Raw genomic sequence first — 25038 nt, 5'->3', positions numbered from 1 at the left:
GCTATCGGGAATAGCTGCCGAATTTGTGGACGGAAATCGAGGCCGCGGCCACCTGGACATGGCGGGCAAGCTCCTGCTCGACCTGTTCCGGTGTCCAGCGCGTGGCCGGAACCGAGATGCTGAGGCCGGCCACGGCGCGGCCATGCTCGTCGGTGATGGCGGCGCCGACCGAGATGTCGCCCATCACCGTCTCGTTGATCAGCAGGGCATAGCCCTTCTCCCCGGCTTCGCGCACGCGGGCCCGCAGCCGGTCGGGATCGCAGACGGTGTAGGGGGTCAACGGACGCAGGTCGGTGCGGGCGAGGATGTCCTCCCGCTCCTCCTCCGACAGGCGCGACAGGATGGCGGTGCCGGACGCCGTGTAATAGGCGGGCAGCCGGCTGCCGACCATGAATTCGATGTTGACCAGATGCTTGCCGGGGAAACGGGCGACGAAGACGATCTCGGCGCCGTCCAGCTCCTGCAGGTTGGTGGTCTCACCGACGCTGCGGCTGATGTCGAGAAGATAGGGGAAGGCCTTCTCGATCAGCTCGTTGGCGCGCAGGTAGTTGTAGGAGAATTGCAGCAGCTTCGGCGTCAGCGCATAGTTGCGCGTGCCGTGGACGCGGCGCAGATATCCCAGAACCTCCAGCGTGTAGACCAGCCGCTGCGCGGCGCTGCGGTCCAGGTTGGCGGCCCTGGCGATCTCCGACAGCGGCATTTGCCGGTGCGGCCCGTCGAAGGCGTGGAGGATCTGGAAGGTCTTCTCGGTCGAGCCGACGAACAGCGAGGACTCGCGCGGATCGGGCTTCTTGGCCTCGGGCTCCGCAGTCATTCCGGTCACAGTCATTTCAGCCGCCGTCATGTCAGCCGCAGCGCCGCCCGGCTCCGTCACGGCCTGTTCCGCCTTCGGCTTCCGTCCTGCTGTCCGCGTCATCGGCAATTCCCCAAGGCAGTCTCCATCCCGCCGGACCCTGCTTATACGCAGTCATGCCAGGGTCCGGCATGTCCACGCTAACGCATAGCATCCGGCGAACCGAATGCCACGCGCCGCGCGGTGCAACCCGTCATACCGGCTGGGCGGCCGGCATTCCCTCGTAAGTGACCAGCAGGCGGGACAGCTCGCGCCGCAGCGACTGCTTCAGCGGCTCGCCCGGCTCGCGCAACGGCGCCAGCATTGTGGGAGCATGCACGCCGATCAGATCCATCACCGCCTTCATCGGGCCGGGGTTGGTCTCGGCGAAGGCGAGGTTCATCATCGGGATCAGCGTGCGGTGGATTTCCAGCGCCTTGTCCAGCTTGCCGGTGGAGGCGAGGTCGTGGATCAGGCGCCACGCCCGCGGCAGCAGGTTGGCCGTCACCACGATGCCGCCGCGGGCCCCGGCCGCGACATGCAGCGGGAACAGCGTGTCCTCGCCGCTCAGCACCGCGAAGGAGGAGTCCACCCCCGCCACCGTGCGCAGGAAATGGTACATGTCGGTGTTGCAGGCCTTCATGCCGACGATCCGCTCGTGCCGCGACAGCTCGTGCAGCACCTCCGGATCGATGGCGATGCGGGTGCGGTAGGGGATCTCGTAGATCAGGATCGGCACCGGCGATTCGTCGGCGTAGCGCAGGAAATAGTCGCGGATGCCGGCCTGCGTCGGGTTGGTGTAGTAGGGGGTCAGCACCAGCAGACCGTCCACACCGGCGGAGGCGAAATCGCGGCCCGCCGACAGCGCGTCGTAATAGCCTGTGTCGAGCACCCCGGCGATCACCGGCCCGCGCTTCTCACCGGCTTCCGCCATCGCCTCGACCGACAGCTCGGCGAAGCGGATGCGCTGGTCCTTCGCCAGGGCGCCATACTCGCCGGTGCCGCCGAGCGGGACCAGCCCGTCGATCCCCTGGCGGAACAGCCAGGAGAACAGCGCCTTGGAGGCCGCGACGTCGATGGTGCCGTCGGCAGTGACCGGCGTCGGGGTGGCGGGCAGGATGCCGCGAATCTTCGTGGCGTTCAGCATGTCTAATCCTTGGAAGAAGCTGGTGGTGAAGGCGGTTGGGGATCCGGCCTCAGCCGGCGAGGCTGCGGCGGCGCAGACGGTCCGCGACATAGATCAGGGTGGCGACGAACAGCAGCAGCCCGGTCGACACCGCCGCGATGACGGGGGAGACCTGCAGCGTCACCTCGTCCCAGAACTGCTTGGGCAGCGTGGCGCTCAGCCCGCCCGAGGAGAACAGGGAGATGGTCAGCTCGTCGAAGGAGGTGGCGAAGGCAAACAGGAAGGACGACAGCATGCCGGCCCCCAGGATCGGGAAGGTGACGTGCCGCAGCGCCGCCACCGGCCGGGCGCCCAGGCTCTGCGCCGCGAGGTCGAGCCGGGTGTCGTAGTTGCGCAGCACCGCCATCATCGTCATGACCACATAGGGCACGGCGACCACGGTGTGGCCGATGACCAGACCCAGGATGGTGCCGACCAGACCCATCTGGGCGAAGACATAGAACATGCCGACGGCGATGATCATGCGCGGCACGACGATGGGCGACAGGATGAAGGCCAGCATGGCGCCCTTGCCCCGCATCTGGCTGCGCACCATCAGGAAGGCGGCGGGAACGCCGATGGCCATCGACAGCAGGCCGGTGCCGAACGCCACCACGATGGAGCGCCACAGCGCCTGCATCCAGATCGGCGAGTCCAGCAGCTGCTGGTACCATTGCAGCGTGAAGCCCGACGGCGGCCAGGCGAGACCGCCCTTGCCGAAGGACAGCGGGATCATCAGGAAGGCGGGCAGGCTGATCAGCACCAGCAGCAGCCAGACGAAGGCGGTCAGCGCCACCGGGCGCTCGGACCGGCCGCGGAGCGGATGGCGGCGCGGCACCAGCCCGATCAGCGCATCGCTGGCGGAGCCCAGCACGGCCAGCACGCGCCCGCCCAGCCGCCGCATGGCGGTGTCGCGGTTGCGCACCACGGCGCTCTCGCCGGTCAGCGACGCGAAGCCGAAGACGCGGTCGTACAGCAGGAACACCACCAGCACGACCGTCAGCAGCAGGACCGAGATGGCACCGGCCAGACCCCAGTTCAGCGTCTGCTGAACCTGATCGATGATCAGCTGGGTGATCATCGTCTCCTTCCGGCCGCCCAGCAGGGCGGGCACGATGAAGAAGCCGATGGCCGACACGAAGACCATGATCGCCGCTGCGGCGACGCCCGGAAGCGACAGCGGGAAATAGACGGTCCAGAAGGCGGTGCCGGGCTTTGCTCCCAGCGTGCCGGCGGCGCGCGGCAGGGTGCGGTCGATGTTCTCCATCACCGCCAGCATGGTCATCACCGCCAGCGGCAGCATGGCATGCACCATGCCGATCAGCACGGCGCCGAAGCCGTAGAGCAGGTCGGCCGGGGTGTCGATGATGCCCAGCGACATCAGCGTGCTGTTGACGACGCCGTTGCGGCCGAGGATGACGACCCAGGCGAAGGCGCGCACCAGGAAGCTGGTCCAGAAGGACAGCAGGACCCAGAAGATCAGCCGGCTCTTCGCCGGCCCCTTGGCGATGGAGATCAGGTAGGCGACCGGATAGGCCGCGACCACCGCGACCACCGTCGTCGCCAGCGAGATCTTCAGCGTGATCCACAGGACGGTGATGTAGAGGCTGGAGGCGAACAGCTGGGCATAGGGCGCCAGCGTGAAGCCCTGGCCGTTATAGACGCTGAGCGCCAGCAGCTGCCCGACCGGGAAGACCAGGAAGGCGACGAGCAGCAGGACGAGCGGGGCGCCCATCAGCACCGGCTTGCGCCAGGCGGGCGGGGGCGAATGGCGTTTGGCGCCGGGGGCGTGGGTCATGGTCATGGACTGTCCGCTCATCTCACGCCGTCCCGGCCGCGCGGGCGGCGTCGGTGATCGTGGCGGCCAGCTTGTCGGCGATCACCACGGCGTCCCGGCCGCTCCAGGACAGCGTCAGCACGTCGTCGATGCGCACCGCGTCGTCCTCGTTGCGGGTGGGGAAGGCGGCGACCAGCGGCGGCAGCTTGCCGTCCAGCGGCTCCATATAGACCTTGGTCAGGCTGCCGGTGACCATCACCTCCGACACGCGGCCCTGGAGCCCGTCCGCAGCGCCGCCGCCCTTGCGGGCGACCGTCAGGTTCTGCGGCCGCACCATCACGCGCACCTCGGTGCCCGGCGGCAGGTCGTTGCCGTTGGCGAGCGCCCGGCCGGACACCCCCTGCGAGCCGAACCCGATCTCGACCTCGTCGCCGCTGCGGTTGCCCAGCGCGGCGGGCAGGATGTTGGATTCGCCCAGGAAATCGGCGACGAACAGCGAGCGCGGACGGAAATAGAGGTCGGCCGGCGTGCCCAGCTGCTCGATCCGCCCGGCATTCATCAGGCAGATGCGGTCGGACATCGTCATCGCCTCTTCCTGATCGTGGGTGACGTAGACGACCGTCGTTCCCAGCTCGCGGTGCAGGCGCTTGATCTCCAGCTGCATGTGCTCGCGCAGCTTCTTGTCGAGCGCGCCCAGCGGCTCGTCCATCAGGATGATCGAGGGCTTGTAGACCATGCAGCGGGCGAGCGCGACGCGCTGCTGCTGGCCGCCCGACAGCTCGCGCGGGTAGCGGCCGGCGATGTGCGGCAGATGCACCATCTCCAGCGCCTCAAGCGCGCGCCGCTTGGCCTCGGCCGCCCCGACCTTCCGCATCTTCAGCGGGAAGGCGATGTTCTCCTCGATGGTCATGTGCGGGAACAGGGCGTAGTTCTGGAACACCACGCCGATGTCGCGCTCATAGGGCGGGGCGTAGGTGACGTCCTGCGAGCCAATGCGCACGCTTCCCTCGTCGGGCGGCACCAGCCCGGCCAGCAGGCTGAGCAGCGTCGTCTTGCCGGAGCCCGACGGGCCGAGCAGCGTCAGGAATTCGCCGTCGGCGACGACGAGGTCCGTCGGGGCGAGAGCCACGAAGTCGCCATAGCGCTTGGCAAGACCCTGGACGGAAAGGCTGGAAGAAGACATGCGCGCCTCCTCGCGAAGGGGTGGGGCCGAAGGGGGATGGGGGCGGGAAGGGCGGGGAGGGGACACCGCACCGGCATCCCCCACCCGCTGTTCCTCAGCTCAGCAGCCAGGCGTTGTAGCGCTCAAGACCCTTCTGCTGGTTCTTCAGCCAGTAGTCGGCGTTGATCTGCACGCCGCGCTCGATGTTGGCCGGGAAGGTCGGGCAATCGGGAGCGATCTTGGCGTCGATGTGCTTGAAGGCCTCCGGCTGGGTGACGCCGGCCGGGAAATACTTCACCAGCTCGGCCTGACGCTTGGCATCGGAGGCGAACTTGATGAACTGGCGGCAGGCATCGGCATTCGGGGTGCCGGCCAGGATCGCCCAGCTGTCGAGGCCCCAGATGTTCTGGTCCCAGACGATGCCGACCGGCGCGCCGGCAGCGATGGCGGCCTGCGGACGCGACACCCAGGTCGGGACCATGTCGACTTCACCCGACAGCAGCATCTGCTCGACCTGCGCGCCGCTGGTCCAGAACACCGAGATGTCCTTCTTGATGCGGTCCAGCGCCTTGAAGGCGCGGTCGAGGTCGCAGGGATAGACCTCCGAGGTCGGCACGCCGTCGGCCATCAGCGCCTGTTCGATGGTGTCGAACGGATGCTTGCGCAGGGCGCGGCGGCCGGGGAAGTTGGCGACGTCGTAGAAATCCTTCCAGGAGGCCGGCGCCTTGCGGCCCTTGAAGGCTTCGGTGCGGTAGGCCAGCACGGTGGTGTAGACGTTGGTGCCGACGCCATATTCCGACATGTACTGCTTGGGGATCGAGGCGACAGCCGGATCGGCCTCCAGCCCGTGCTTCTCCAGCAGCGGCTTGTCGCCGCCGGTCAGCATCAGGATGGCCGGCTGGCTGATCTTCGCCATGTCCCAGGTGTAGGACTTGGCTTCCACCATCGAGCGGACCTGCGCGGTCGGCTCGGCATTGGCCTGGACGCCGACCACTTCGATTCCGGTCGCGGCGGTGAAGGGTTTATAGAAGACCTCGCCATAGGCCTTGGTGTAGATGCCGCCGTCGTCGCGCACGACGATCCGCTTGTTCTGTGCGCGGGCCGGGCTCCAGATCGCCGGCATGGCAAGCGCGGCCGTGCCGGCGGCGCCGGCTTTCAGCAGGGTGCGGCGGGACCAGCCGGATTGGCGGATGCTCATGTCGGAACTCCTCTTGGTGAGCCGGAACGGCGGACGGAACGGCAGGAAACGATACGGATAAGGGCTTAGCCCGGCGGCAGCAGGCGGCCGGGGTTGAACAGATTCTGCGGATCCAGCGCCTGCTTCACCGCGCGCATCAGCGCCAGTTCGGCGGCGGGCTTGTAGCGCGCCATCTCGCCGAGCTGGACGCGGCCGACGCCGTGTTCGGCGCTGAAGGTGCCGTTCAGCCGGGCGGCCTCGTCGTTCACCGCATGGCGGATGGCGGCGGCGAGCGCCTCGCGGTCGGCAACCGCGTTCCAGGCATCGAAGGTGAAGAAGGGGATGAAGTGGACGTTGCCGTCGCCGAGATGGGCGACGACGATCGACGGCAGATCCGGCACCAGCGCCTGCACCGCGGCATTGGCGGCGTCGATGAAGGCGGGCACCGCCGACAGCGGCACCGCGCAGTCGGTGGTCAGGCCGACGCCGGCCTTCTTGTTGGCCTCCGACACGCTGTGGCGCACCTCCCACATGGCGTGGCGCTGGGCGTCGCTGGCGGCAAGCGCCGCGTCGGTCAGCAGCCCGTCGCCGAAGGCATCCTCCAGGATCAGCTGAAGTTCCATGTCCAGCGCGTCGCCGTCGCTGTTGTCCGACAACTCGATCAGCACATGCCAGTCGGCCGAAGTCTCGAGCGGGCTGCGGCGGCCCGGAACCTGCTCCACCACCAGATCGAGCTGGAGGCGGTTGATCATCTCGAAGGCCGACAGCCGGGCGCCGCAGCGCTGCTGCACGCGGGTCAGCAGGGTCAGCGCATCGGCGGGATCGGCCATGCCGACCCAGGCGACCGCATGGCGCGTCGGCAGCGGATGCAGCTTCAGCGTCGCCGCCGTGACGATGCCCAGAGTGCCTTCCGACCCGATGAACAGGTGCTTCAGGTCGTAGCCGGTGTTGTTCTTGCGCAGGCCATACAGGCCGGACCAGATCGTGCCGTCGGCCAGCACCACCTCCAGCCCCAGCACATTGTCGCGCGTGTTGCCGTAGCGCAGGACCGAGGTGCCGCCGGCGTTGGTCGCGATGGTCCCGCCGATCTGGCAGGACCCCTCGGCGCCCAGGCTGACCGGATAGAGCCGTCCCGCCGCCGCCGCCGCTTCCTGCACGGTGGCGAGCACGCAGCCGGCCTCGACCTCCATGGTGCTGTTGACCGGGTCGATGCCGCGCACCGCGCGCATCCGCGCCAGATTGAGGATGACCGGGGCGGGGCCGCTTTCCCATGGGGTGGCGCCACCGCACAGGCTGGTGTTGCCGCCCTGCGGCAGCAGCGGAATCCCATGCCGCGCGCAGCAGCGCACCACCGCCGCGACCTGTTCGGCATTCGCCGGCCGGACGAGACAGAGGGCCGGCCCGCGGTAGCGCCCGCGCCAGTCTTCCGTCGCCGCGTCCAGGTCGGATTTGGATGTCAGAACGGCGTCGGCGCCGATGAGGCCCGACAGCTCAGCGATCACGTCCACACGCGATCTCCTTGATCTGCATAGTGTTTGTATGTAATCGCTATTCGATTACAGCAACTGGAATATGATAGCGCGTGATTGGTGAGCCAACAATCCACTTTTTCCATAGAGACCGAATTTTTGGATAGACGGCGAAATTTCCGGGATGGAAGCGAATGCCGGCCGGCCCTGGCATTACCGGGACGCCGCCCATGCGGCGGCGCGCACGCTCGACCTGCGGTGGCGACCCTGCCATTATCCCTTGATTGCGTGGTGCAACGGGGCGGGCCAGCCCCCAGGGCGAGAGTCGATGAGCCTTTCGAGCGATACAGTGCCTACCGATCCCTCGGCAGGGGCGAAGCCCGGCCGGAGCCGGCCGTCTTCCCGCCGTTTCGTCGTCATCGACTGCGAGACCACCGGGCTGTCGACGGCCGGCGGCGACCGCATGGTCAGCTTCGCCGCCATCGAACTGGCGGATGCGGTCCCGACCGGCCGCAGTCTCAGCCTCATCTTCAATCCGGGGCGCAAGTCGAACCCGCATGCGCTGAGGGTGCACGGGCTGCCGGACCATCTGCTTCGCCACCAGGATCCCTTCCGCAGCGTCGCCCGGGACATCCTCGGCTTCCTGGAGGACGCGGTGCTGGTCGGCCACAATGTCGGCTTCGACATCGAGTTCCTGCGGCATGAGTTCGAACTCTGCGGCATTCGCTGGATGGCGGGTCAATCGGTCTGCACCATGCAGCATGCCAGGGCGCAGATGGCCGGGCGTGCGTCGCTCGATGCGGTGGCGACGCTGTTCGGCATCGATGTCGGGATCCGGGCGCGCTTCCACGGCGCCTTCGTCGATGCCGAGATCACCAGCCGCCTGTTCCAGAAGATGATCCTCGGCAGTGCGGAGATGCTGGCGATTCCCCATCTGGCGCCGACGAACCAGATCGACCCGCCGCCGCTGGTCCTGCAACCGGCCGTTTCCATCACGCACGGCATCGCCGGTTATGCCTTCGCCGTCACCGGCGAGCTGACCGGCCTGTCGCGCGAGGCGGTGATGGCCCGTATCCAGGCGCTGGGCGGACACTGGCATCACAGCGTCCGCAAGGACACCGACTATCTCGTCGTCGGCCATGCCCCCGGCGCCACCAAGCTGGACACCGCCGCCGCCCGGCGCGCCAAGTACGGCAAGCCCGACACCATCGACGAGGGGCAGTTCTTCGCCATGGTCGCGGCGTCCGGCGCCCGCAGGCGGGCCTGACGCCCGCCCGGCTTTTTTCATCGCGTGCTTAGCGCCGGCCGGCGGCGGTGATAGAACTGGGTGCCCCCCAGTGTTTCACCCACCGGAGGAACGGCATGGCGCGGTGGCGGCGGTCCACCCGGCTCGTTTCCGAAACAATCGAGTGCCGGCGCCGCTTATCGCGCCAAAACCTGCTCCCATGCGGTCGCAGGGGCGGCGGATGGAACAATGGAACAGGGCCGGAAAACCGTTCCATAGCGTTCCATTCGTTCCATCCGGCCCCGATGCGGCCGGCCCCGATGCGACTGGACGCGTCAGGCCGCGCGGACCTCTCCGATGAAGGCCTGGATCCGCTCGCGCAGCCGCTCGGAATCGTGCGACAGGCTGTCGGCGGCACCCAGCACCTCCGAGGCCGCCTGTCCGACCTGCCCGGCGGAGCTGCTGACCTCGGCGATGTTGCCGGTCACCAGCTGGGTTCCCTGGGCCGCCTGCTGGATGTTGCGGCCGATCTCCTGGGTGGCGGCGGTCTGCTGCTCCACCGCCGCGGCGATGGCGCCGGCGATGGAATCGACGTCGTCGATGGTGCGGCCGATGGTCTGGATCGCCGTCACCGTGCCGTCTGTCACCGTCTGGATTTCGGCGATCTGGCTGCCGATCTCCTCGGTCGCCTGGGCGGTCTGGGTGGCGAGCGCCTTGACCTCCTGCGCCACGACGGCGAAGCCCTTGCCGGCCTCTCCCGCCCGCGCCGCCTCGATGGTGGCGTTCAGCGCGAGAAGGTTGGTCTGGCTCGCGATGTTCTGGATCAGGCTGACGACGTCGCCGATCCGCTGGGCGGCCTCGACCAGCCGGGCGACCAGCGCGTTGGTCCGCTCGCCTTCCTGCACTGCGTTGCGGGCGATGGCGGCGGCGGCGTTGACCTGCCGGCCGATCTCGCCGATGGAGCTTCCCAACTGTTCCGACGCCGCGGCGACGGTCGCGACATTGGCGGAGGACTGCGCCGTGGTGGCGGCGACGGTCGCCGCCTGCTCCGTCGTCTGCGAGGCGATGGCGGTCATGGTCTCGGCATTGCCGCGCAGATGGCGGGCGGCCGTCGCCACCGCCTGCACCACGTCCTGCACATCGGCGTCGAAGCGGTCGGCCAGCGCCCGCATGCCGGCCTGCCGGTCGCGTTCCGCCTGCAGCTTCTGCGCCTCGCGCTCCTCCTGCAGGCTGCGCATGGCAAGGCCGTTGCTCTTGAACACCAGCAGCGCGCGGGCGAGCAGCCCGATCTCGTCCTTGCGGCCGGCGCCCTGGATGTCGACCGCGAGATTGCCGTCGGCGATGGCGGTCATGTCGGCGACCAGCCGGTGCAGCGGCCGGACGACGAAAGCCACGATGATGGAGCCGAACAGGCCGAAGGCGACCAGCAGCCCGACACCGGCGACACCGTACAGGCGGGTCATCACGCTGGAGGACAGCGCCAGCGCCCGGTCCTCGGCGCGCTTGGTCTCCTCCAGGCTGTGCTCCACCCGCTCCGACAGGGCCGCGTTCAGCTTCTGCCGGACCGGGCGGCCGACGTCGATCGACACGCGGATCGCGCTGTCGGTGTCATAGGCCCGCGCCAGCTCGACCGCCTTCTGCGACACCCGCTCATACTCGCCGACGATGGATTTGATCCCGGAGATCGCCTCGCGGTCGGCCGGGGCGTCGTAGGCCGCGGCCAGCCGGTCGATGGCGGTCAGCGCCTTGCCGATATTGTCCTTGTAGCTCGCGAAGGCGGCGTCGATGCGCTCGCGCGTGCCGGCGACCAGCGCGTTGGATTCCGCGTCCATCGCATCGCCCATGGCCGATTGGATGGTCAGTGCCGCCGACAGCCGCCCGGCCACCACATCGGTCACCCGGCTCGTGGAGGCGGTCAGGTCGACCAGGGCCGATCTGGCCGTCCAGACCACGCTGCCCATGACGGCAAGCAGCAGGACCGCCGGGATGAACAGCTTGTGAACCAGTTTCCGATCGGAAAACCAGGCGTGCAGGGCCATGGGATGTGTCTTTCCAAGGACGGTGGAGTTGATCGGGGGCTTTCTGCCCAAGGCAACCGGCGGCAACGGGAGCAGGACAACCCGGCCCAGATAATTGCTATGCGATTGCATTGACTGAAATATGATAGACAATAGTTCGTGTCCAAACAAACGGTTTTTCTTGCCAACCGTGTGCCTTAGACAGGGCCGCTGCAATCAAAGCGGTAGTGAATTGTTAACCCAACTGGGAGGCAGTAGCGGCAGATTGCCGCTTGTCACTGGAAACAGTGGGGACATTCGTTATGATCGCGCGGCCATACCCCTGCCCGATGCCTCGCTGAAGCCCAGAATGCCAACCGATTCCCCGCCGCCCGACGACACAGCCATCCCGTCCGCGGCCGCGGCGGAGGAGCCGGCGTCCGCACCGTCCGTGCTGATCGTCGATGACGAGGAAGGCATCCGCAATTTCCTGTCGCGCAGCCTGGAGCGGCGCGGCTGGCGCGTCACCACGACGGGCAGCGCCGAGGACGCGGCGCTTCATCTCGAACGGCACTGTGTCGATCTGATCATCCTCGACATCGCCCTGCCGGGGCAGTCGGGCCTCGACTGGCTGAAGGAGTTGCAGGCGGCCGGCTTCGGCGGCGACGTGATCCTGATCACCGCCTTCGCCGACATCGACACCGCCATCGAGGCGTTGCGGGCCGGGGCGGCCGATCTGATCCTGAAGCCGTTCCGGGTCGAGCAGATCGTCAGCGCCATCGCCCGCTGCATGGAGCGCACCCGGCTCCAGCGCGAGAATTTCGTCCTGCGGCGGCAACTGGCCAAGCGGCGGGGCACCACCGATGAGATCGTCGGCCGCTCGGCGGCGATCCTGCGCCTGCGGGCGCTCATCGAACGGGTCGCCCCGTCGCCATCCACCGTGCTGATCGAAGGGGAATCCGGCGTCGGCAAGGAGTTGGTGGCGCGCGCCCTGCACACCCGCTCGCACAGGGCCGAGCGGCCCTTCGTGGCGCTGAACTGCGCCGCCGTCTCGGCCGATCTGGTGGAGGCGGAGCTGTTCGGCCATCTGCGCGGCGCCTTCACCGGAGCCAAGGAGGCGCGCAAGGGGCTGTTCTACTATGCCCATGGCGGCACGCTGTTCCTGGACGAGATCGGTGAGCTGCCGCTGGCGCTGCAATCGAAGCTGCTGCGCGTTCTGGAGGAACGCCGCATCCGCCCGGTCGGCGGCGAACAGGAGCTTCCGGTGGATGTCCGCGTCGTGGCCGCGACCAACCGCGACTTGAAGGCGGAGGTCTCCGCCGGCCGGTTCCGGGCCGACCTGTTCTACCGGCTTGCCGTGATGACCCTGCGCGTTCCGCCGCTGCGGGAGCGGGGCGACGATGTGGTCGAGTTGGCGCGCCGCTTCATGGGGGTGCTGTCGCTGCGCCTGGGGGTTCCGCCGCTGGACATCGACCCGCCGCTCGAAGCGGCGCTGATCGCCCATGGCTGGCCGGGCAACGTGCGCGAACTGCGCAACCTCGTGGAGCGCGCCCTTCTGTTCGGCGAGTTTCCGCTGGAGGATCTGGGGCTGTCGGTCCATGTCGCCCAGGAGGGGGCAGGCGCCGACGCAGCCGGCGGGCAGACGCTGGCCGAGGTCGAAAAGCGCCACATCCTGGCCGTGCTGGCCGATTGCGGCGGGAACCGGGCGCGGGCCGCCGCCCTGCTGGGGGTATCGCGCAAGACGCTCGACCGGAAGTGGGCCGAATGGGGCATCTGAGCCGCCTGCGCGCCGCGCTGGACGAGCGTCTGACACCCTTCACCGGATCGGTCCGCCACAAGCTGCTGGCGCTGGTCCTGGCGCCGCTGCTGCTGGGCATGCCCGCCCTGCTGCTGATCGTCTGGTACTGGGGCACCCAGGGCTACAACCAGCTGCTGATCAACAAGGTCAGCGCCGATCTCGGCACCGCCCGGCAGGTGTTCGACCGCGTGCAGGGCACGGTCGGCGACGGGCTGGCGGCGCTCGCCGCCTCCCACCGCTTGGCGCTTGCGCTCGAGCGGCGGGAAGGCGGCAGGCTTGAGGCGCTGCTGGACGAGACCGCGCACCGGCAGGGGCTGGACTTCCTGCTGCTGCTCGATCCGCAGGGCCGGGTGCGGGCTGGTGCCGGTTCGGAAGGGGCCGGATCGGAAAGGGCTGACCGGTCCGGCTGGACGGTGGTACGCTCGGCCTTGCGGGGCGACGGCACCCATGGGCTCGACGTGCTGGAGCCGGAGCATCTCGCCGTCATCGACCCGTCCCTGCCGGCCCGCACCCTCATTCCGCTGGTCCCCACCCGCAACGCCGCATCCACCGCTCGCAGCGTGGAGGACCGGGCGCTGACCATCCACGCCGCCGTGCCGATCTTTGGGCTCGATGGCGAGATTCTCGGCGTGCTGGAGGGCGGCATGCTGCTCAACGGCAGCCAGACCATCGTCGACCGCATCAACACCGTCGTCTATCAGGAGGCGTCGCTGCCGCTCGGCAGCCAGGGCACCGCAACCCTGTTCCTCGACGACACCCGCATCGCCACCAATGTCCGCCTGTTCGAAGGAGAGCGTGCGCTCGGCACGCGGGCGTCGGCGGCGGTCTACCGCCGGGTGATGGGCGAAGGGAGGGTGTGGCTGGGCTCCGCCTTCGTGGTCGACGACACCTATGTCTCCGGCTACGAGCCGCTGCTCGACACCGAAGGGCGGCGCATCGGCATGCTCTATGTCGGCTTCCTGGAAGCGCCGTTGCAGGACGCGCTGTACCGCGCCATGACCGGGCTGGTCCTGGCGTTCCTGGCGGTTTCCGCGCTGGGAACCCTGGCCGACCTGCGCTTCGCCCAGGCGATTTTCCGGCCGCTCGAACGGATGAACCGGGTCATCGCCACCATCGAGGCGGGCGATGAAACGGCGCGCGCCGGGCCGAGCCGGAGCCGGGATGAGCTCGGGCGGCTGTCGCGGGCCTTCGACCAGCTGCTGGACTCGTTGGCGGCCCGCCGGCTGGAGTTGCAGCGGTCGGCCGAAGACCTCGACCGCAAGGTCGCCGAACGCACGGCCGAGCTGGAAAGCGCAAATGCCACCCTCCGGCAGGCCAGCCGCCAGCTGGTGTTGAGCGAGAAGCTGGCCGCCATCGGCCAGTTGACCGCCGGGGTCGCCCACGAGATCAACAACCCCGTCGCGGTGATCCAGGGCAACCTCGACCTGCTGGGCGAGGTGCTGGGCGATGCCGCCGCACCGGTGAAGGACGAGATCCGCCTGATCGACGAGCAGACCCGGCGCATCCAGACCATCATCGCCAAGCTGCTCCAGTTCGCCCGGCCGGGCGACTATGCCGGGCAGGCGGAACCGGTCGACGTCAACGCCGTGGTCCTCGACTGCCTGCTGCTGACCCGCCACACCATGGGGCGCCGCCGCATCGCGGTGGAAACCAGCCTGACAGCGACGGTGCCGGTCGAGATCAGCCGGGGCGAGTTGCAGCAGGTGCTGGTCAACCTGATGGTCAACGCCGTCCAGGCGATGCGGGACGGCGGCACGCTGACCATCGAGACCGCCGACACGCGCTTTCCGGAGGATGGCGAGGCGGGCGTCGTCCTGTCGGTCCATGACACCGGACACGGCATCGCGCCCGACTGTCTCGGCCGCGTCTTCGATCCCTTCTTCACCACCAAGAAGTCCGAGGGGACGGGGCTGGGCCTGTCGATCAGCTTCGCCATCGTCCAGCGCCAGGGCGGTCACATCGCCGTGGAGAGCCGGCCCGGCCTCCGCACCACCTTCACCGTGGCCTTGCGCCGGAAGGCCCGCTTCGCCGGCCGGCCCGGCGAAGCGGCATCCCCATCGGTCCTGTTCGGCGACGGGTGAACCCGACGCTCATCCCGCCTGGGCAAGGAAGGGGTTGCCGCCGATCCGCTGGAATCCCTCGTCGCCGACCAGGATGTCGAGGGCGAAGGAGGCAAGGTCGTCGGCCACCGAGTCGAGGCCGGGCGCCTTCTCCATCAGGAACAGCTTCAGATAGCCGTTGCAGGATTCGCAGGTTTCGGCACGCGCCGGATCGTTGGATCCTTTGCCGAAATCCTCCCCTGCCTCGATCAGCCGCAGCTCGATCCGGTTGCCTTCGCCGCAGGCCACGCAGGCGCTGCGGACATGGTGCCACGCCGTATGGCAGAGGCCGCAATGGAGATAGCGCAGCCCGCCGATCTGGCTCCCGGTGTGGATCACCCCGGCAACCGGCGCGCTTCCGCAAACCGGGCAGTGGCCGGCCACCGCCGAGGCGGAGACCGCACCAGCCTCCAATCCCCCGGCGTGGCGGGTCCAGGCGACCTGAAGGGCGGCGACGATGAAGGGCGCGCCGCCGATGTCCTCACGGTTCGCCTCGCCGGTCAGCAGCCGCGCGGCCAAGGCGTTCAGCGCCGACCCGTCGCCCCAGGGCAGATCCTCCAGCGCATTCTCCGCCGCCGCCGGGAGCGTGCCGCGCAGCCGGTGACGCAGCTGTTCGAGGTCGGAAAGCCAGCCTGCCTCCGGCGACACCGCGGTCGGGACCGTGGCCAGCTCATGCTGGGCGTCGCTCAACTGCGCCACGAAGGCCAGCCAGGAGGACAGCCGGTGACCAGGGGCGAGGCTGCGAAGGCGCCCGGCCCGGCGTTGAAACAGCATGGCGGCATCCGGCAGACGCACGGGGGACGGCGACCGGCCGGGCTCCAGTCCGGCGGCGGCCATGGCGTCGGCCATCGCCCCGCTGACGGGAGTGGAGCCTTCGGTAGCAGTGGCGTGGCGGTGCTGGGACATGGGGGGCCGTTTCTCAAAAGGTTGCGCCTGCCACCCGCTGCAATTTCCGTACAACCCGCTTGAGCCGCCTTTCCACAACGGAAAACGCCAATCGGCCTAACCCTTATGTGGACATTCTGTCCCTCCGATCCGGACAGAATGTCCATAAGCTTGCTAAGGCCATGACGGAAAACCACAGGGATTGAGGGTTTTTCCGGACTGGCACGGAACCTGCCTTGGGCGCGCCCAGAACAGCGCAAATCCGGGAGGAACCATGCAGCTCAGTCGTCGGCAATTCATGAAGGGAACGGCGGGAGGAATCGCGGCCTCCAGCGTGGCCGCGCTGGGGTTCCTGCCGTCCACCGCACTGGCCGAGGTGCGTCAGTTCAAGCTGACCCGCGCCAAGGAGATCCGCAACACCTGCACCTATTGTTCGGTCGGCTGCGGCCTGCTGATGTACAGCCTGGGCGACGGTGCCAAGAACGCGAAGGCGGAGATCGTCCATATCGAGGGCGACCCCGACCATCCCGTCAGCCGCGGCTCGCTCTGTCCGAAGGGCGCCGGCCTGCTGGACTTCATCCACAGCCCGAACCGCCTCAAATATCCAGAGGTGCGCGAGGCCGGCAGCAGCGAGTGGAAGCGCATCTCCTGGCATGAGGCGGTCGCGCGCATCGCCCGCCACATGAAGGACGACCGCGACGCCAACATCGTCGTCAGGAACGACCAGGGCGTGACGGTGAACCGCTGGGTGTCGACGGCGATGCTGACCGCCTCGGCCTCATCGAACGAGACCGGCATCCTGACGCAGAAGTTCATGCGTTCGCTCGGCATCGTCGGCACCGACGCGCAGGCCCGCGTCTGCCACGGCCCGACCGTGTCGGCGCTGGCCTCGACCTTCGGGCGCGGGGCGATGACCAACACCTGGGTGGACATCTCCAACGCCGACTTCATCCTGGTGATGGGCGGCAACCCGGCCGAGGCGCACCCCGTCGGCTTCAAATGGGCCATCGAGGCGAAGAAGAGGGGCGCCCGGATCGTCGTGGTCGATCCGCGCTTCAACCGCTCCGCCGCCGTGGCCGACGAGTATGTCCCGATCCGCGCCGGCTCCGACATCGTCTTCCTGGGCGGCGTCATCAACTGGCTGATCGCCAACGATAAAATCCAGTGGGAGTATGTGAAGGCGTTCACCAACGCCTCCTACATCGTCGACGAAGGCTTCGGCTTCGAGGACGGCCTGTTCTCCGGCTTCGATCCGGCCAAGGGGCAGTACGACCGCAAGAGCTGGAACTACGAGTTCGACGAGGCGGGCAACGCCCGGACCGACCCGACGCTCCAGCATCCGCGCTGCGTTTGGAACCTGATGAAGGCTCATTACGCGCGCTACACGCCCGACGTGGTGGCCGACCTGACCGGCAGCCCGAAGGACGGCTTCCTGACGGTCTGCCGCTATCTGGGCGAAACCTCGGCGCGAGACAAGGTCGGCACGATCCTCTACGCGCTCGGCTGGACCCAGCACACGGTCGGCGCCCAGAACATCCGCACCATGGCGATGATCCAGCTGCTGCTGGGCAACATCGGCATGCCCGGCGGTGGCGTGAACGCGCTGCGCGGCCATTCCAACATCCAGGGCCTGTCCGACCTCGGCCTGCTGTCCACCAGCCTGCCCGGCTATCTGACGCTGCCGAACGAGAAGGCGCACCCGACGCTCGCCGACTATCTCGCCAGGACGACGCCCAAGGCGCAGCAGCCCGGCCAGCTCAATTTCTGGAGCAACACGCCGAAATTCTTCGTCAGCCTGATGAAATGGTTCTGGGGCGACAACGCCACCCGGGACAATGACTGGGGCTATGACTGGATCCCCAAGTGGGACAAGATGTACGACGTGCTGCAGGTCATGGACCTGATGCACAACGGCAAGGTCAACGGGCTAATCGTCCAGGGCTTCAACCCGTTGACCTCCTTCCCCGACGCGCGCAAGACCGCCGCCTGCTTCTCCAAGCTGAAATACATGGTGGTGATCGACCCGATCGCCACGGAGACGGCGTCTTTCTGGCGCAACCACGGCGAGATCAACGACGTCGACACCGCCGCCATCAAGACCGAGGTGTTCCGCCTGCCGTCGACCTGCTTCGCCGAGGAGGATGGCGCCATCGTCAGTTCGGCGCGCTGGCTGCAATGGCACCATAAGGGCGCCAATCCGCCGGGCGAGGCCAAGACCGACCAGGAGATCATCGCCGAACTGTTCGTCGCGCTGCGCGATCTCTACCGCCGGGATGGCGGCACGGCGCCGGAGCCGATCCTCAATCTCTCCTGGCCCTATCGGAACCCGCTGGAACCGACGCCGGAGGAACTGGCGAAGGAACTGAACGGCCGGGCGCTCGCCGACATCCCCGACCCGAAGGACTCGACGAAGTTCCTGGCCCGCAAGGGCGAGCAGCTTCCGGGCTTCGCGCTGATGCAGGATGACGGCTCCACCCTGTCGGCCTGCTGGATCTTCGCCGGCTGCTGGACCCAGGCGGGCAACCAGATGGCGCGGCGCGACAACTCGGATTCCGGTCTCGGCAACACGCCGGGCTGGGCATGGGCTTGGCCGGCCAACCGTCGCATCATCTACAACCGCGCCTCCTGCGACCCGTCGGGCAAGCCCTGGGACCCGAAGCGCACGCTGATCTCCTGGACCGGTGAGCGGTGGGCGGGCGCCGACGTGCCGGACTTCAAGATCGACGCGGCGCCCTCCAGCGGCATGAACCCCTTCATCATGAACCCGGAGGGCGTCGGCCGCCTGTTCGCCACCGACAAGCTGGTGGACGGGCCGTTCCCCGAGCATTACGAGCCGATGGAAAGCCCGCTCGGCACCAACCCGCTCCATCCGAAGGTGGTCACCAGCCCGGCGGTACGCATCTTCCCCGCCGACAAGGCGCGGCTCGGCACCCATGACCAGTTCCCCTATGTCGGCACCACCTACCGCCTGACCGAGCATTTCCAGTTCTGGACCAAGAGCGTGGCGCTGAACGCCATCGCCCAGCCCGAGCAGTTCGTGGAGATCGGCGAGACGCTGGCCGCCGAGAAGGGCATCCGCACCGGCGACACCGTGAAGGTCAGCTCCCGGCGCGGCTTCATCAAGGCGAAGGCGGTGGTGACCAAGCGCGTCAAGGCGCTGACGGTCAGCGGCAAGACCATCCATCAGGTCGGCATCCCACTGCACTGGGGATGGGAGACGGTGGCACGTAAGGGCTACCTGTCCAACACCCTGCCGCCGGCCGTCGGCGACTGCAACACCCAGACGCCGGAATACAAGGCGTTCCTCGTGAACGTCGAGAAGATCGTGGGAGCGTAACGCCATGACCTCGTCATCTCTGGACATCCAGCGCCGCTCGGCGAGCCCGACCGCGGCGGCCGAGGCCCGGAACCCGGCCGAGATCGCCCAGCTCATCGACGTGTCGGTCTGCATCGGCTGCAAGGCCTGTCAGGTCGCCTGTTCCGAATGGAACGAACTGCGCGCCGATGTCGGCACCTGCGTCGGCGTCTACGACAACCCGACCGACCTGTCGTCGCAGGCCTGGACCGTCATGCGCTTCGCCGAGGTGGAGGAGAACGGCAAGCTGGAGTGGCTGATCCGCAAGGACGGCTGCATGCATTGCGCCGAGCCTGGTTGCCTCAAGGCCTGCCCGTCGCCGGGCGCCATCGTCCAGCACAAGAACGGCATCGTCGACTACAACCAGGATAACTGCATCGGCTGCGGCTATTGCGTGTCCGGCTGCCCGTTCAACGTGCCGCGCCTCAGCCCGAAGGACGGCAAGGCGTACAAGTGCAACATGTGCTCCGACCGCGTGGCGGTCGGGCTGGAGCCGGCCTGCGTCAAGACCTGTCCGACCGGCGCCATCCAGTTCGGTTCGAAGGAGGATATGAAGGAGGTCGCGGCCACCCGCATCGCCGACCTCCAGAGCCGCGGTTTCCAGAATGCCGGCCTCTACGACCCGCCGGGCGTCGGCGGCACACACACGATGTATGTGCTGCACCATGCCGACAAGCCGGAGCAGTATTCCGGCCTGCCCAACGATCCGTCGATCAGCACGGCGGTCGGCCTGTGGAAGGGTGCCCTGAAGCCGCTGGCGACGGTCGGCATCGCCGCCGCCGGCCTGTTCGGCTTCTTCCACTACATCACGGTCGGTCCCAACCGGGCCAATGACGACGCCCACCAGGACGCCAACGACGACGCAAAGGCGGACACCCGCGAGGAGGACCGGTCATGACGGACAAGGCTGAAAATCTGGCCACGCAAAATCCGGTCGCAGAAAATCCGGCCAGGGAAAAGCTGATCCAGCGCTACAGCGCCGCCGAGCGGATCAACCATTGGGTCGTTGCGGTCTGCTTCGTGCTGCTGGCGATCTCCGGTCTGGCCTTCTTCTACCCGGCCTTCTTCTGGCTGACCGGCGTGTTCGGCACGCCGGAGCTGGCACGCATCGTCCATCCCTTCGTCGGTGTGGTCATGTTCGTCGCCTTCGGCCGGCAGTTCTTCCGCTACTGGCACCACAACCTGCTGAACCGCGAGGACATCCGCTGGATGGTCGCGGTGAAGGAGGTCATGAAGGGCAACGAGGTCGGCGACATCGGCCGCTACAACGGCGGCCAGAAGGGCATGTTCTGGGTGATGGTGCTGTGCATGGCAGCATTGCTGGGTTCGGGCGTCATCGCGTGGCGGCCCTATTTCGCCGCTTCCTTTCCGATCCCGGTCATCCGCATCGCCCTGCTGGTCCATGCGACGAGCGCGGTGGTGCTGATCTCCTCGATCATCGTGCATGTCTACGCGGCGCTTTGGGTTCAGGGCACGATCCGTGCGATGGTCGAAGGCGTTGTTACCCATGGCTGGGCCAGGAAGCACCATCCGCGTTGGTATCGCGAGACCACGGGCAAGAAGGTCTGAGCCCTAGAGCCTGTCTGATGTTTATCGAAGCATCAGACAGGCTCTAACCTTTTGGTTTTCCGTGTGATTCACGCTTCAAGCGATTCCGCTTGAACCGATCATACTCTAGGAGACTGACATGCCGCTCGACATGCTGACCGCTCCTTCGGACGGGACCGCCTTTCCAACCGTCCACCGCACCGCCGTCCTGCGGCTGGAGCAGGGGCGGGCGGAGGCCTGCGACGATCTTGTGATCGAGGAGGTCCCGGTCGCGCTGGTCTACAACCGCATTTCCCATGCGGTGATGCTGGCTTCTCCTGAGAATCTGGACGATCTGGGACTGGGCTTCAGCCTGTCGGAGGGCATCCTGTCCGGTCCGGACGAGCTGTTCGACATCGCCGTCAGGGAAGGCTGCGACGGGCTGGAGGTCCATATGGACATCCCGCTGGAACGCTTCATGGCCCTGAAGAATCGCCGCCGCAGCATGGCCGCGCGCACCGGCTGCGGCCTGTGCGGGGTGGAGAAGCTGGAGGCAGTGGCGCGTGTCAAGGACAGGGTGGTGCGCGGCGCACCCGTGCCGGTTACTGCCGTAACCCGCGCGCTTGCCGGCTTCGCCGAGCACCAGCGCCTGCACCGCCTGACGGGCGCGGTCCATGGCGTCGCCTGGGTCGAACGGTCGGGCACCATCACGGCGATCCGTGAAGATGTCGGCCGGCACAACGCGCTCGACAAGCTGATCGGCTGGATGGCGCGCACCGGAGCCTATCCCACCGACGGGTTCATCCTGACATCCAGCCGGGCCAGCTTCGAAATGGTCCAGAAGGCGGCGGTTGCCGGGATCGGATGCCTCGTCGCCATCTCCGCTCCGACCGCGCTTGCGGTGCGGCTGGCGGAGGGGTGCGGTTTGACGCTGGCAGGCTTTGCGCGTGACGAGCGCATCGTGGTCTACAGCCATCCCGGCCATTTCATCGTGTGAAGGCCAGGAATCCGCCGATCCCGTCAGCCGCGACTGGACGACGTTGACGAATCCGGCTGCCGCAGCATCCGCGCTGCGAGCAGCCTGCGCGGGATGTGGCGAGCCAGACCCATGGCGATGCCGATGCCGTGTAGTGTCGCGGTGGACAGAACGAAGCCCAGCCCATAAAGGAGCGGCTCAGTGGTCTGCGGCATCTCGGTGCCGTGAGCATGTCCATGCAGAACGGCGAAGGCGCCGACCAGGAGCGCGGCGACGACGACCGGCACCCGCCTGTTCAGCAGCACCAGCAGCCCGAGCACTGCCACCGAGGCGGCGATCCCGGCTTCCACCGCCGGCAGTTCGAACCCCGCCATGCCGAGCGCAGCGCCGCCGGACAGCATGGCGATGAAGGCGGCCGGCAGCATCCAGATCGCACGGCCACCGTTCTGTGCCGCCCAGATGCCGACCGCCACCATGGTCAGCAGATGGTCGATGCCGGTCAGCGGGTGGAGCACCCCCTGAAGGAACATTGCGTCGCCGGCATGGCCGGTGTGGGCAGCAGCCGGTAGAGCCAGCGTCGCCGCCAGAACGCCGGCGAGGCCGGCGGAAAGCAACCTGTTCATCGGAACAATCTCCTGTGGGTTCGGCCGGCCATATCGCCCAGATCAGGCGAGCAGGGAGGCCTTCAGGTGCCCTCGCCCGGCCTCTGCCTCGTCGACCTGGCGAAGCAGGTCGAGGGTGACCCGTGCGTCGGCTTCCTCGACGCGTGAAAGCGCGAAGCCAAGATGGACCAGGACCCATTGGCCGATCTGACCGGTCATGTCGTCGCCCGGTTCGGCGATGCAGGACAGGTTGATTTCCCGCCTTTCACCCAGGATGTCGGCGACGGCGAGCATCCGTTGGGTATCGGCGATGGCGATGATTCTGGCCGGTACTCCCAGGCACATGGTCGGGCTCCTTCTCGTGCCGTCATGCCACTTCCAATTCGACCAGCGTCAGCTCGTCGCCGCCGCGGGGGGACAGGCGCAGTCCGCCGCAGACCGGGCAGGGGGAGAGGCGCGTCGGAACCTCTCTCTCGCTGGAACAGTCTTCACACCAGACCAAACCGGGCGGCTGTTGAATGTCCACCGTCGCTCCTTCGGCCAGCGTATCGCGCCTGACCACATCGAAGGCGAAGCGAAGGGCCTCCGGATCGACGCAGGCGAACCGCCCCACCGCCAACCGGATCCGCGTGACCCGATGGAAGACGTGGCGCTGCGATTCCTCCTGCAGCAAGTCGATCAGGCGTTCGCACAATGAGAGTTCATGCATCGTCCTTCTCCACGATGGGAGCCGGAAGTACCGAGCGGCAAAAGGCATCGGCTCAAAAGACCTCCAAGGCATATCACCGCTATTTGACTGCTGCAAATTATAAATTAGGACAATGGTAGTTTTCATAGAACAAGACTGTTTGATAATGGATTTCTATCGTTCAATAGATAATGTTTATCCAGATCTCTTTGGCGAATATTTGGCATGAGCCGGAATGTCGCATGTCGTTCTGCGGCGGCTTGGTGCAGAATCGGGCAGCGGGTGCTTGGCTGACCTTGCTGCCGGGTTCGATGCTCCAGGGACCGGGCCGCGCCGACGGTAGACCATGACGGACCGTCCAGCCGGCGCCCGCACCTCACCGTCCGCAATTGCCGCCACCGCCAGGGTTTGGGCCCTACCATGGAACATGCAACCACCTGTACCTCCGCGCCGTCCGCCGCACTTTCCCTGGGTAGCCCGCTCTCCCACCACGGACTCCGGCGGGTGCAGGCGATTGTCCGCACGGACTCCGGCTTCGACCGACGGGAAGAGAAGATCGTCGACGAAATGCCGGTCGGGCTCGTCTATGCCGACGATCTCTTCGCCGTCATGCTGGCGACACCCACCGACCTGGAGGATTTCGCCACCGGCTTTTCCCTCAGCGAGGGGATCGTCGGCAGCGCCGACGAACTGGTCGTCACCGCCATTGAGGAGCTGACGGACGGCGTCCGCATCCGCATGCAGCTGCCGGTGGAGCGGCTGGCCGCCCTGCTCAGACGCAAGCGCAACCTGATGGGTGGGTCCGGCTGCGGCCGTTGCGGCGCCGACAGCTTTGCCGAAACCCTGCGGCCGCTCGATCCGGTCCGCTCCGCCGCCCGCATCGAACCGGACGCGATCATCCGCGCCATGGCGGCGTTGCCGGCGGGGCAGAGCCTGAACCGGGAGACCGGGGCCGTCCATGCCGCCGGCTTTGCCCGCCCCGATGGCGAGCTGGTGGCGGTGCGTGAGGATGTCGGCCGGCACAATGCGCTCGACAAGCTGATCGGCGCGCTCGCCCGCGACCGGATCGACCCGACCGGCGGCTTTGTCGTGGTGTCGAGCCGCTGTTCCTTCGAGATGGTCCACAAGACCGCCGCCGCCGGCATTCCGTTGATCGCCGCCATCTCCGCCCCGACCTCGCTGTGCGTCGGCTTCGCCGAAACGGTGGGGGTGGGGGTCGTCGCCTTCGTGCGCCAAGGCCGCCTCACCGTCTACGCCGTTCCGTCACGGGTCGCGATGCCTGTCTGATCGGGGGGGAAGGAAAAGCCTGCGGGCCGGTTCATCGCCGGCCCGCAGGCTTTTCATTTGCATGCGCGGTCTTTTCAGTGGGTCGCCGCCCGCTGTCCCATCGACGGCAGCGGCTTTTGAGCCGGCAGTGGGGTCAGGCCGCCCAGACCCTTGCGGTAGATCAGCCAATAGATGCCGCCGACGAACACCGATCCGCCGACGATGTTGCCCAGCGTGGCGAACAGCAGGTTGTGCAGGATGCCGCCCGCCGTGATCGCCGACACGTCCAGCCCGGCCGGGACATGGCCCGTCACCTTCAACAGATAGGCCAGCGGCAGGAAATACAGGTTGGCGATGCAGTGCTCGAAGCCGGCGGCGACGAAGGCGGCGACCGGCAGGGTCAGCGCCACGATCTTGTCGGTCACCGTGCGGCCGGCATAGGCGAGCCAAACCGCGAGGCAGACCAGCAGGTTGCACAGGATGCCCTTAAAGAAGATCGTCACCGCGTCGGGCGCGATCTTGCCGATGGCGAGCTTCAGAACCGCGGCGCCGACCGTACCGTTGTTCATCTCGGTGTGGTGCGACAGGTAGATCAGGAAGACGAGGCCCATCGCCCCGACCGCATTGCCGATCCAGATCGTCGCCCAATTGCGCAGCACCTGCGCCGTGCTGATCTGGCCGTTGGCCCGCGCCATCACGATCAGGCAGTTGCCGGTGAACAGCTCCGCCCCGCCGACCATGACGATGGCAAGGCCGAGCGAGAAGACCAGCCCGCCCAATATGCGCTGGACGGCGAAGCTCAGAGCGGGATCGGCCAGTACGATGACGAAGAACATGCCGCCCAACCCGATGCCGCCGCCGGCGACCACCGCCAGCATGAAGCTGGGCAGGAAGGGCATCGTCGCCTTCTTCACCCCCAGCTTTTCGACCTTGTCCTGGATCTCGGCGGGCGAATAGGCGTCCATGCCGAGGACCGGCGTGTCTTTCGATGCAGGATCCGCCATGGCGAATTTCCTCCACTTCTTTAGTTGCCTCGAT

At 67.5% G+C, this 25038-nt stretch carries 20 protein-coding genes; 8 read left to right on the top strand and 12 right to left on the bottom strand.

The genetic code is table 11. The features are described 5' to 3' along the window. Position 1 precedes the first annotated feature (1 nt). The 6 genes from ABNQ39_RS28565 to ABNQ39_RS28540 form a co-directional block, all read right to left on the bottom strand. Complete coding sequence (locus ABNQ39_RS28565; protein WP_376964902.1) at positions 2–916, bottom strand: IclR family transcriptional regulator; 915 nt, start codon at positions 914–916, stop codon at positions 2–4. Positions 917–1046: 130 nt separating this feature from the next. Next, positions 1047–1979, bottom strand: coding sequence for a dihydrodipicolinate synthase family protein (locus ABNQ39_RS28560; protein WP_376964900.1), 933 nt, complete (start codon positions 1977–1979; stop codon positions 1047–1049). Between the two features lie 49 nt (positions 1980–2028). Beyond that, entirely contained in the window at positions 2029–3816 is a 1788-nt protein-coding gene (locus ABNQ39_RS28555; RefSeq protein WP_376964898.1) for an ABC transporter permease subunit, read from the bottom strand. A gap of 1 nt (position 3817) precedes the next feature. Continuing rightward, positions 3818–4957 carry an ABC transporter ATP-binding protein gene (locus ABNQ39_RS28550; protein ID WP_376964896.1) on the bottom strand — a complete coding sequence of 380 codons (1140 nt, stop codon included), beginning with the start codon at positions 4955–4957 and terminating at the stop codon, positions 3818–3820. A 94-nt stretch (positions 4958–5051) separates the two neighbouring features. Further along, complete coding sequence (locus ABNQ39_RS28545; RefSeq protein WP_376964894.1) at positions 5052–6134, bottom strand: ABC transporter substrate-binding protein; 1083 nt, start codon at positions 6132–6134, stop codon at positions 5052–5054. Positions 6135–6199: 65 nt separating this feature from the next. Next, positions 6200–7621: an FAD-binding oxidoreductase gene (locus ABNQ39_RS28540; protein WP_376964892.1), complete on the bottom strand. Its 1422-nt coding sequence runs from the start codon at positions 7619–7621 to the stop codon at positions 6200–6202. A 310-nt stretch (positions 7622–7931) separates the two neighbouring features. Here ABNQ39_RS28540 and ABNQ39_RS28535 point away from each other — a divergent pair, with 310 nt between their 5' ends. After that, positions 7932–8849 (top strand): exonuclease domain-containing protein, encoded by a 918-nt coding sequence (locus tag ABNQ39_RS28535; protein ID WP_376964890.1) that lies wholly within the window; start codon positions 7932–7934, stop codon positions 8847–8849. A gap of 293 nt (positions 8850–9142) precedes the next feature. Here the strand turns inward: ABNQ39_RS28535 and ABNQ39_RS28530 are convergent, their stop codons facing one another. Continuing rightward, the gene (locus ABNQ39_RS28530) at positions 9143–10846 is read right to left on the bottom strand and encodes a methyl-accepting chemotaxis protein (protein WP_376964888.1); all 1704 of its coding nucleotides are present in this window, start codon (positions 10844–10846) and stop codon (positions 9143–9145) included. 328 nt (positions 10847–11174) lie between these two features. Between ABNQ39_RS28530 and ABNQ39_RS28525 the strand changes: the two genes are divergently transcribed. Both ABNQ39_RS28525 and ABNQ39_RS28520 read left to right on the top strand, forming a co-directional pair. Further along, positions 11175–12581, top strand: coding sequence for a sigma-54-dependent transcriptional regulator (locus ABNQ39_RS28525; RefSeq protein ID WP_376964886.1), 1407 nt, complete (start codon positions 11175–11177; stop codon positions 12579–12581). Then, positions 12569–14683 (top strand): cache domain-containing protein, encoded by a 2115-nt coding sequence (locus tag ABNQ39_RS28520; RefSeq protein ID WP_376964884.1) that lies wholly within the window; start codon positions 12569–12571, stop codon positions 14681–14683. Before ABNQ39_RS28525 ends, ABNQ39_RS28520 begins: the two co-directional genes overlap by 13 nt. Before the next feature lie 9 nt (positions 14684–14692). Here ABNQ39_RS28520 and ABNQ39_RS28515 read toward each other — a convergent pair whose 3' ends face one another. Continuing rightward, positions 14693–15607, bottom strand: coding sequence for a formate dehydrogenase accessory protein FdhE (locus ABNQ39_RS28515; protein ID WP_376964882.1), 915 nt, complete (start codon positions 15605–15607; stop codon positions 14693–14695). A 253-nt stretch (positions 15608–15860) separates the two neighbouring features. Between ABNQ39_RS28515 and fdnG the strand changes: the two genes are divergently transcribed. From fdnG to fdhD (ABNQ39_RS28495), 4 genes are all read left to right on the top strand, one after another. Continuing rightward, a complete protein-coding gene (gene fdnG / locus ABNQ39_RS28510; protein WP_376964880.1) occupies positions 15861–18923 on the top strand; it encodes a formate dehydrogenase-N subunit alpha in 3063 nt (1020 codons plus the stop codon). Between the two features lie 4 nt (positions 18924–18927). Continuing rightward, complete coding sequence (gene fdxH / locus ABNQ39_RS28505) at positions 18928–19839, top strand: formate dehydrogenase subunit beta (RefSeq protein WP_376964878.1); 912 nt, start codon at positions 18928–18930, stop codon at positions 19837–19839. Further along, on the top strand, positions 19836–20510 hold the full coding sequence (locus ABNQ39_RS28500; protein WP_376964876.1) for a formate dehydrogenase subunit gamma: 675 nt from the start codon (positions 19836–19838) through the stop codon (positions 20508–20510). Before fdxH ends, ABNQ39_RS28500 begins: the two co-directional genes overlap by 4 nt. A gap of 118 nt (positions 20511–20628) precedes the next feature. Then, a complete protein-coding gene (gene fdhD, locus ABNQ39_RS28495; protein WP_376964874.1) occupies positions 20629–21465 on the top strand; it encodes a formate dehydrogenase accessory sulfurtransferase FdhD in 837 nt (278 codons plus the stop codon). Between the two features lie 23 nt (positions 21466–21488). Here fdhD (ABNQ39_RS28495) and ABNQ39_RS28490 read toward each other — a convergent pair whose 3' ends face one another. From ABNQ39_RS28490 to hypA, 3 genes are read right to left on the bottom strand one after another with little or no spacing between them, the layout of a single operon-like run. Next, positions 21489–22067: a HupE/UreJ family protein gene (locus ABNQ39_RS28490; RefSeq protein ID WP_376964872.1), complete on the bottom strand. Its 579-nt coding sequence runs from the start codon at positions 22065–22067 to the stop codon at positions 21489–21491. A 42-nt stretch (positions 22068–22109) separates the two neighbouring features. Beyond that, on the bottom strand, positions 22110–22391 hold the full coding sequence (locus ABNQ39_RS28485) for a HypC/HybG/HupF family hydrogenase formation chaperone (RefSeq protein WP_376964870.1): 282 nt from the start codon (positions 22389–22391) through the stop codon (positions 22110–22112). A gap of 22 nt (positions 22392–22413) precedes the next feature. Continuing rightward, entirely contained in the window at positions 22414–22755 is a 342-nt protein-coding gene (gene hypA / locus ABNQ39_RS28480; protein WP_376964868.1) for a hydrogenase maturation nickel metallochaperone HypA, read from the bottom strand. Between the two features lie 483 nt (positions 22756–23238). On the opposite strand from hypA, the gene fdhD (ABNQ39_RS28475) reads away from it, so the two are divergent. Beyond that, positions 23239–24021 carry a formate dehydrogenase accessory sulfurtransferase FdhD gene (gene fdhD, locus ABNQ39_RS28475; protein ID WP_376964866.1) on the top strand — a complete coding sequence of 261 codons (783 nt, stop codon included), beginning with the start codon at positions 23239–23241 and terminating at the stop codon, positions 24019–24021. 74 nt (positions 24022–24095) lie between these two features. Here fdhD (ABNQ39_RS28475) and ABNQ39_RS28470 read toward each other — a convergent pair whose 3' ends face one another. Next, positions 24096–25004: a formate/nitrite transporter family protein gene (locus ABNQ39_RS28470; RefSeq protein WP_376964864.1), complete on the bottom strand. Its 909-nt coding sequence runs from the start codon at positions 25002–25004 to the stop codon at positions 24096–24098. Positions 25005–25038 lie beyond the last annotated feature (34 nt).

The organism is Azospirillum sp. A26, from assembly GCF_042604635.1.
Lineage (GTDB): Bacteria > Pseudomonadota > Alphaproteobacteria > Azospirillales > Azospirillaceae > Azospirillum > Azospirillum palustre.
The sequence above is the reverse complement of the archived record's forward strand: the minus strand, read 5'-3'. Positions and strand labels throughout refer to the sequence as shown.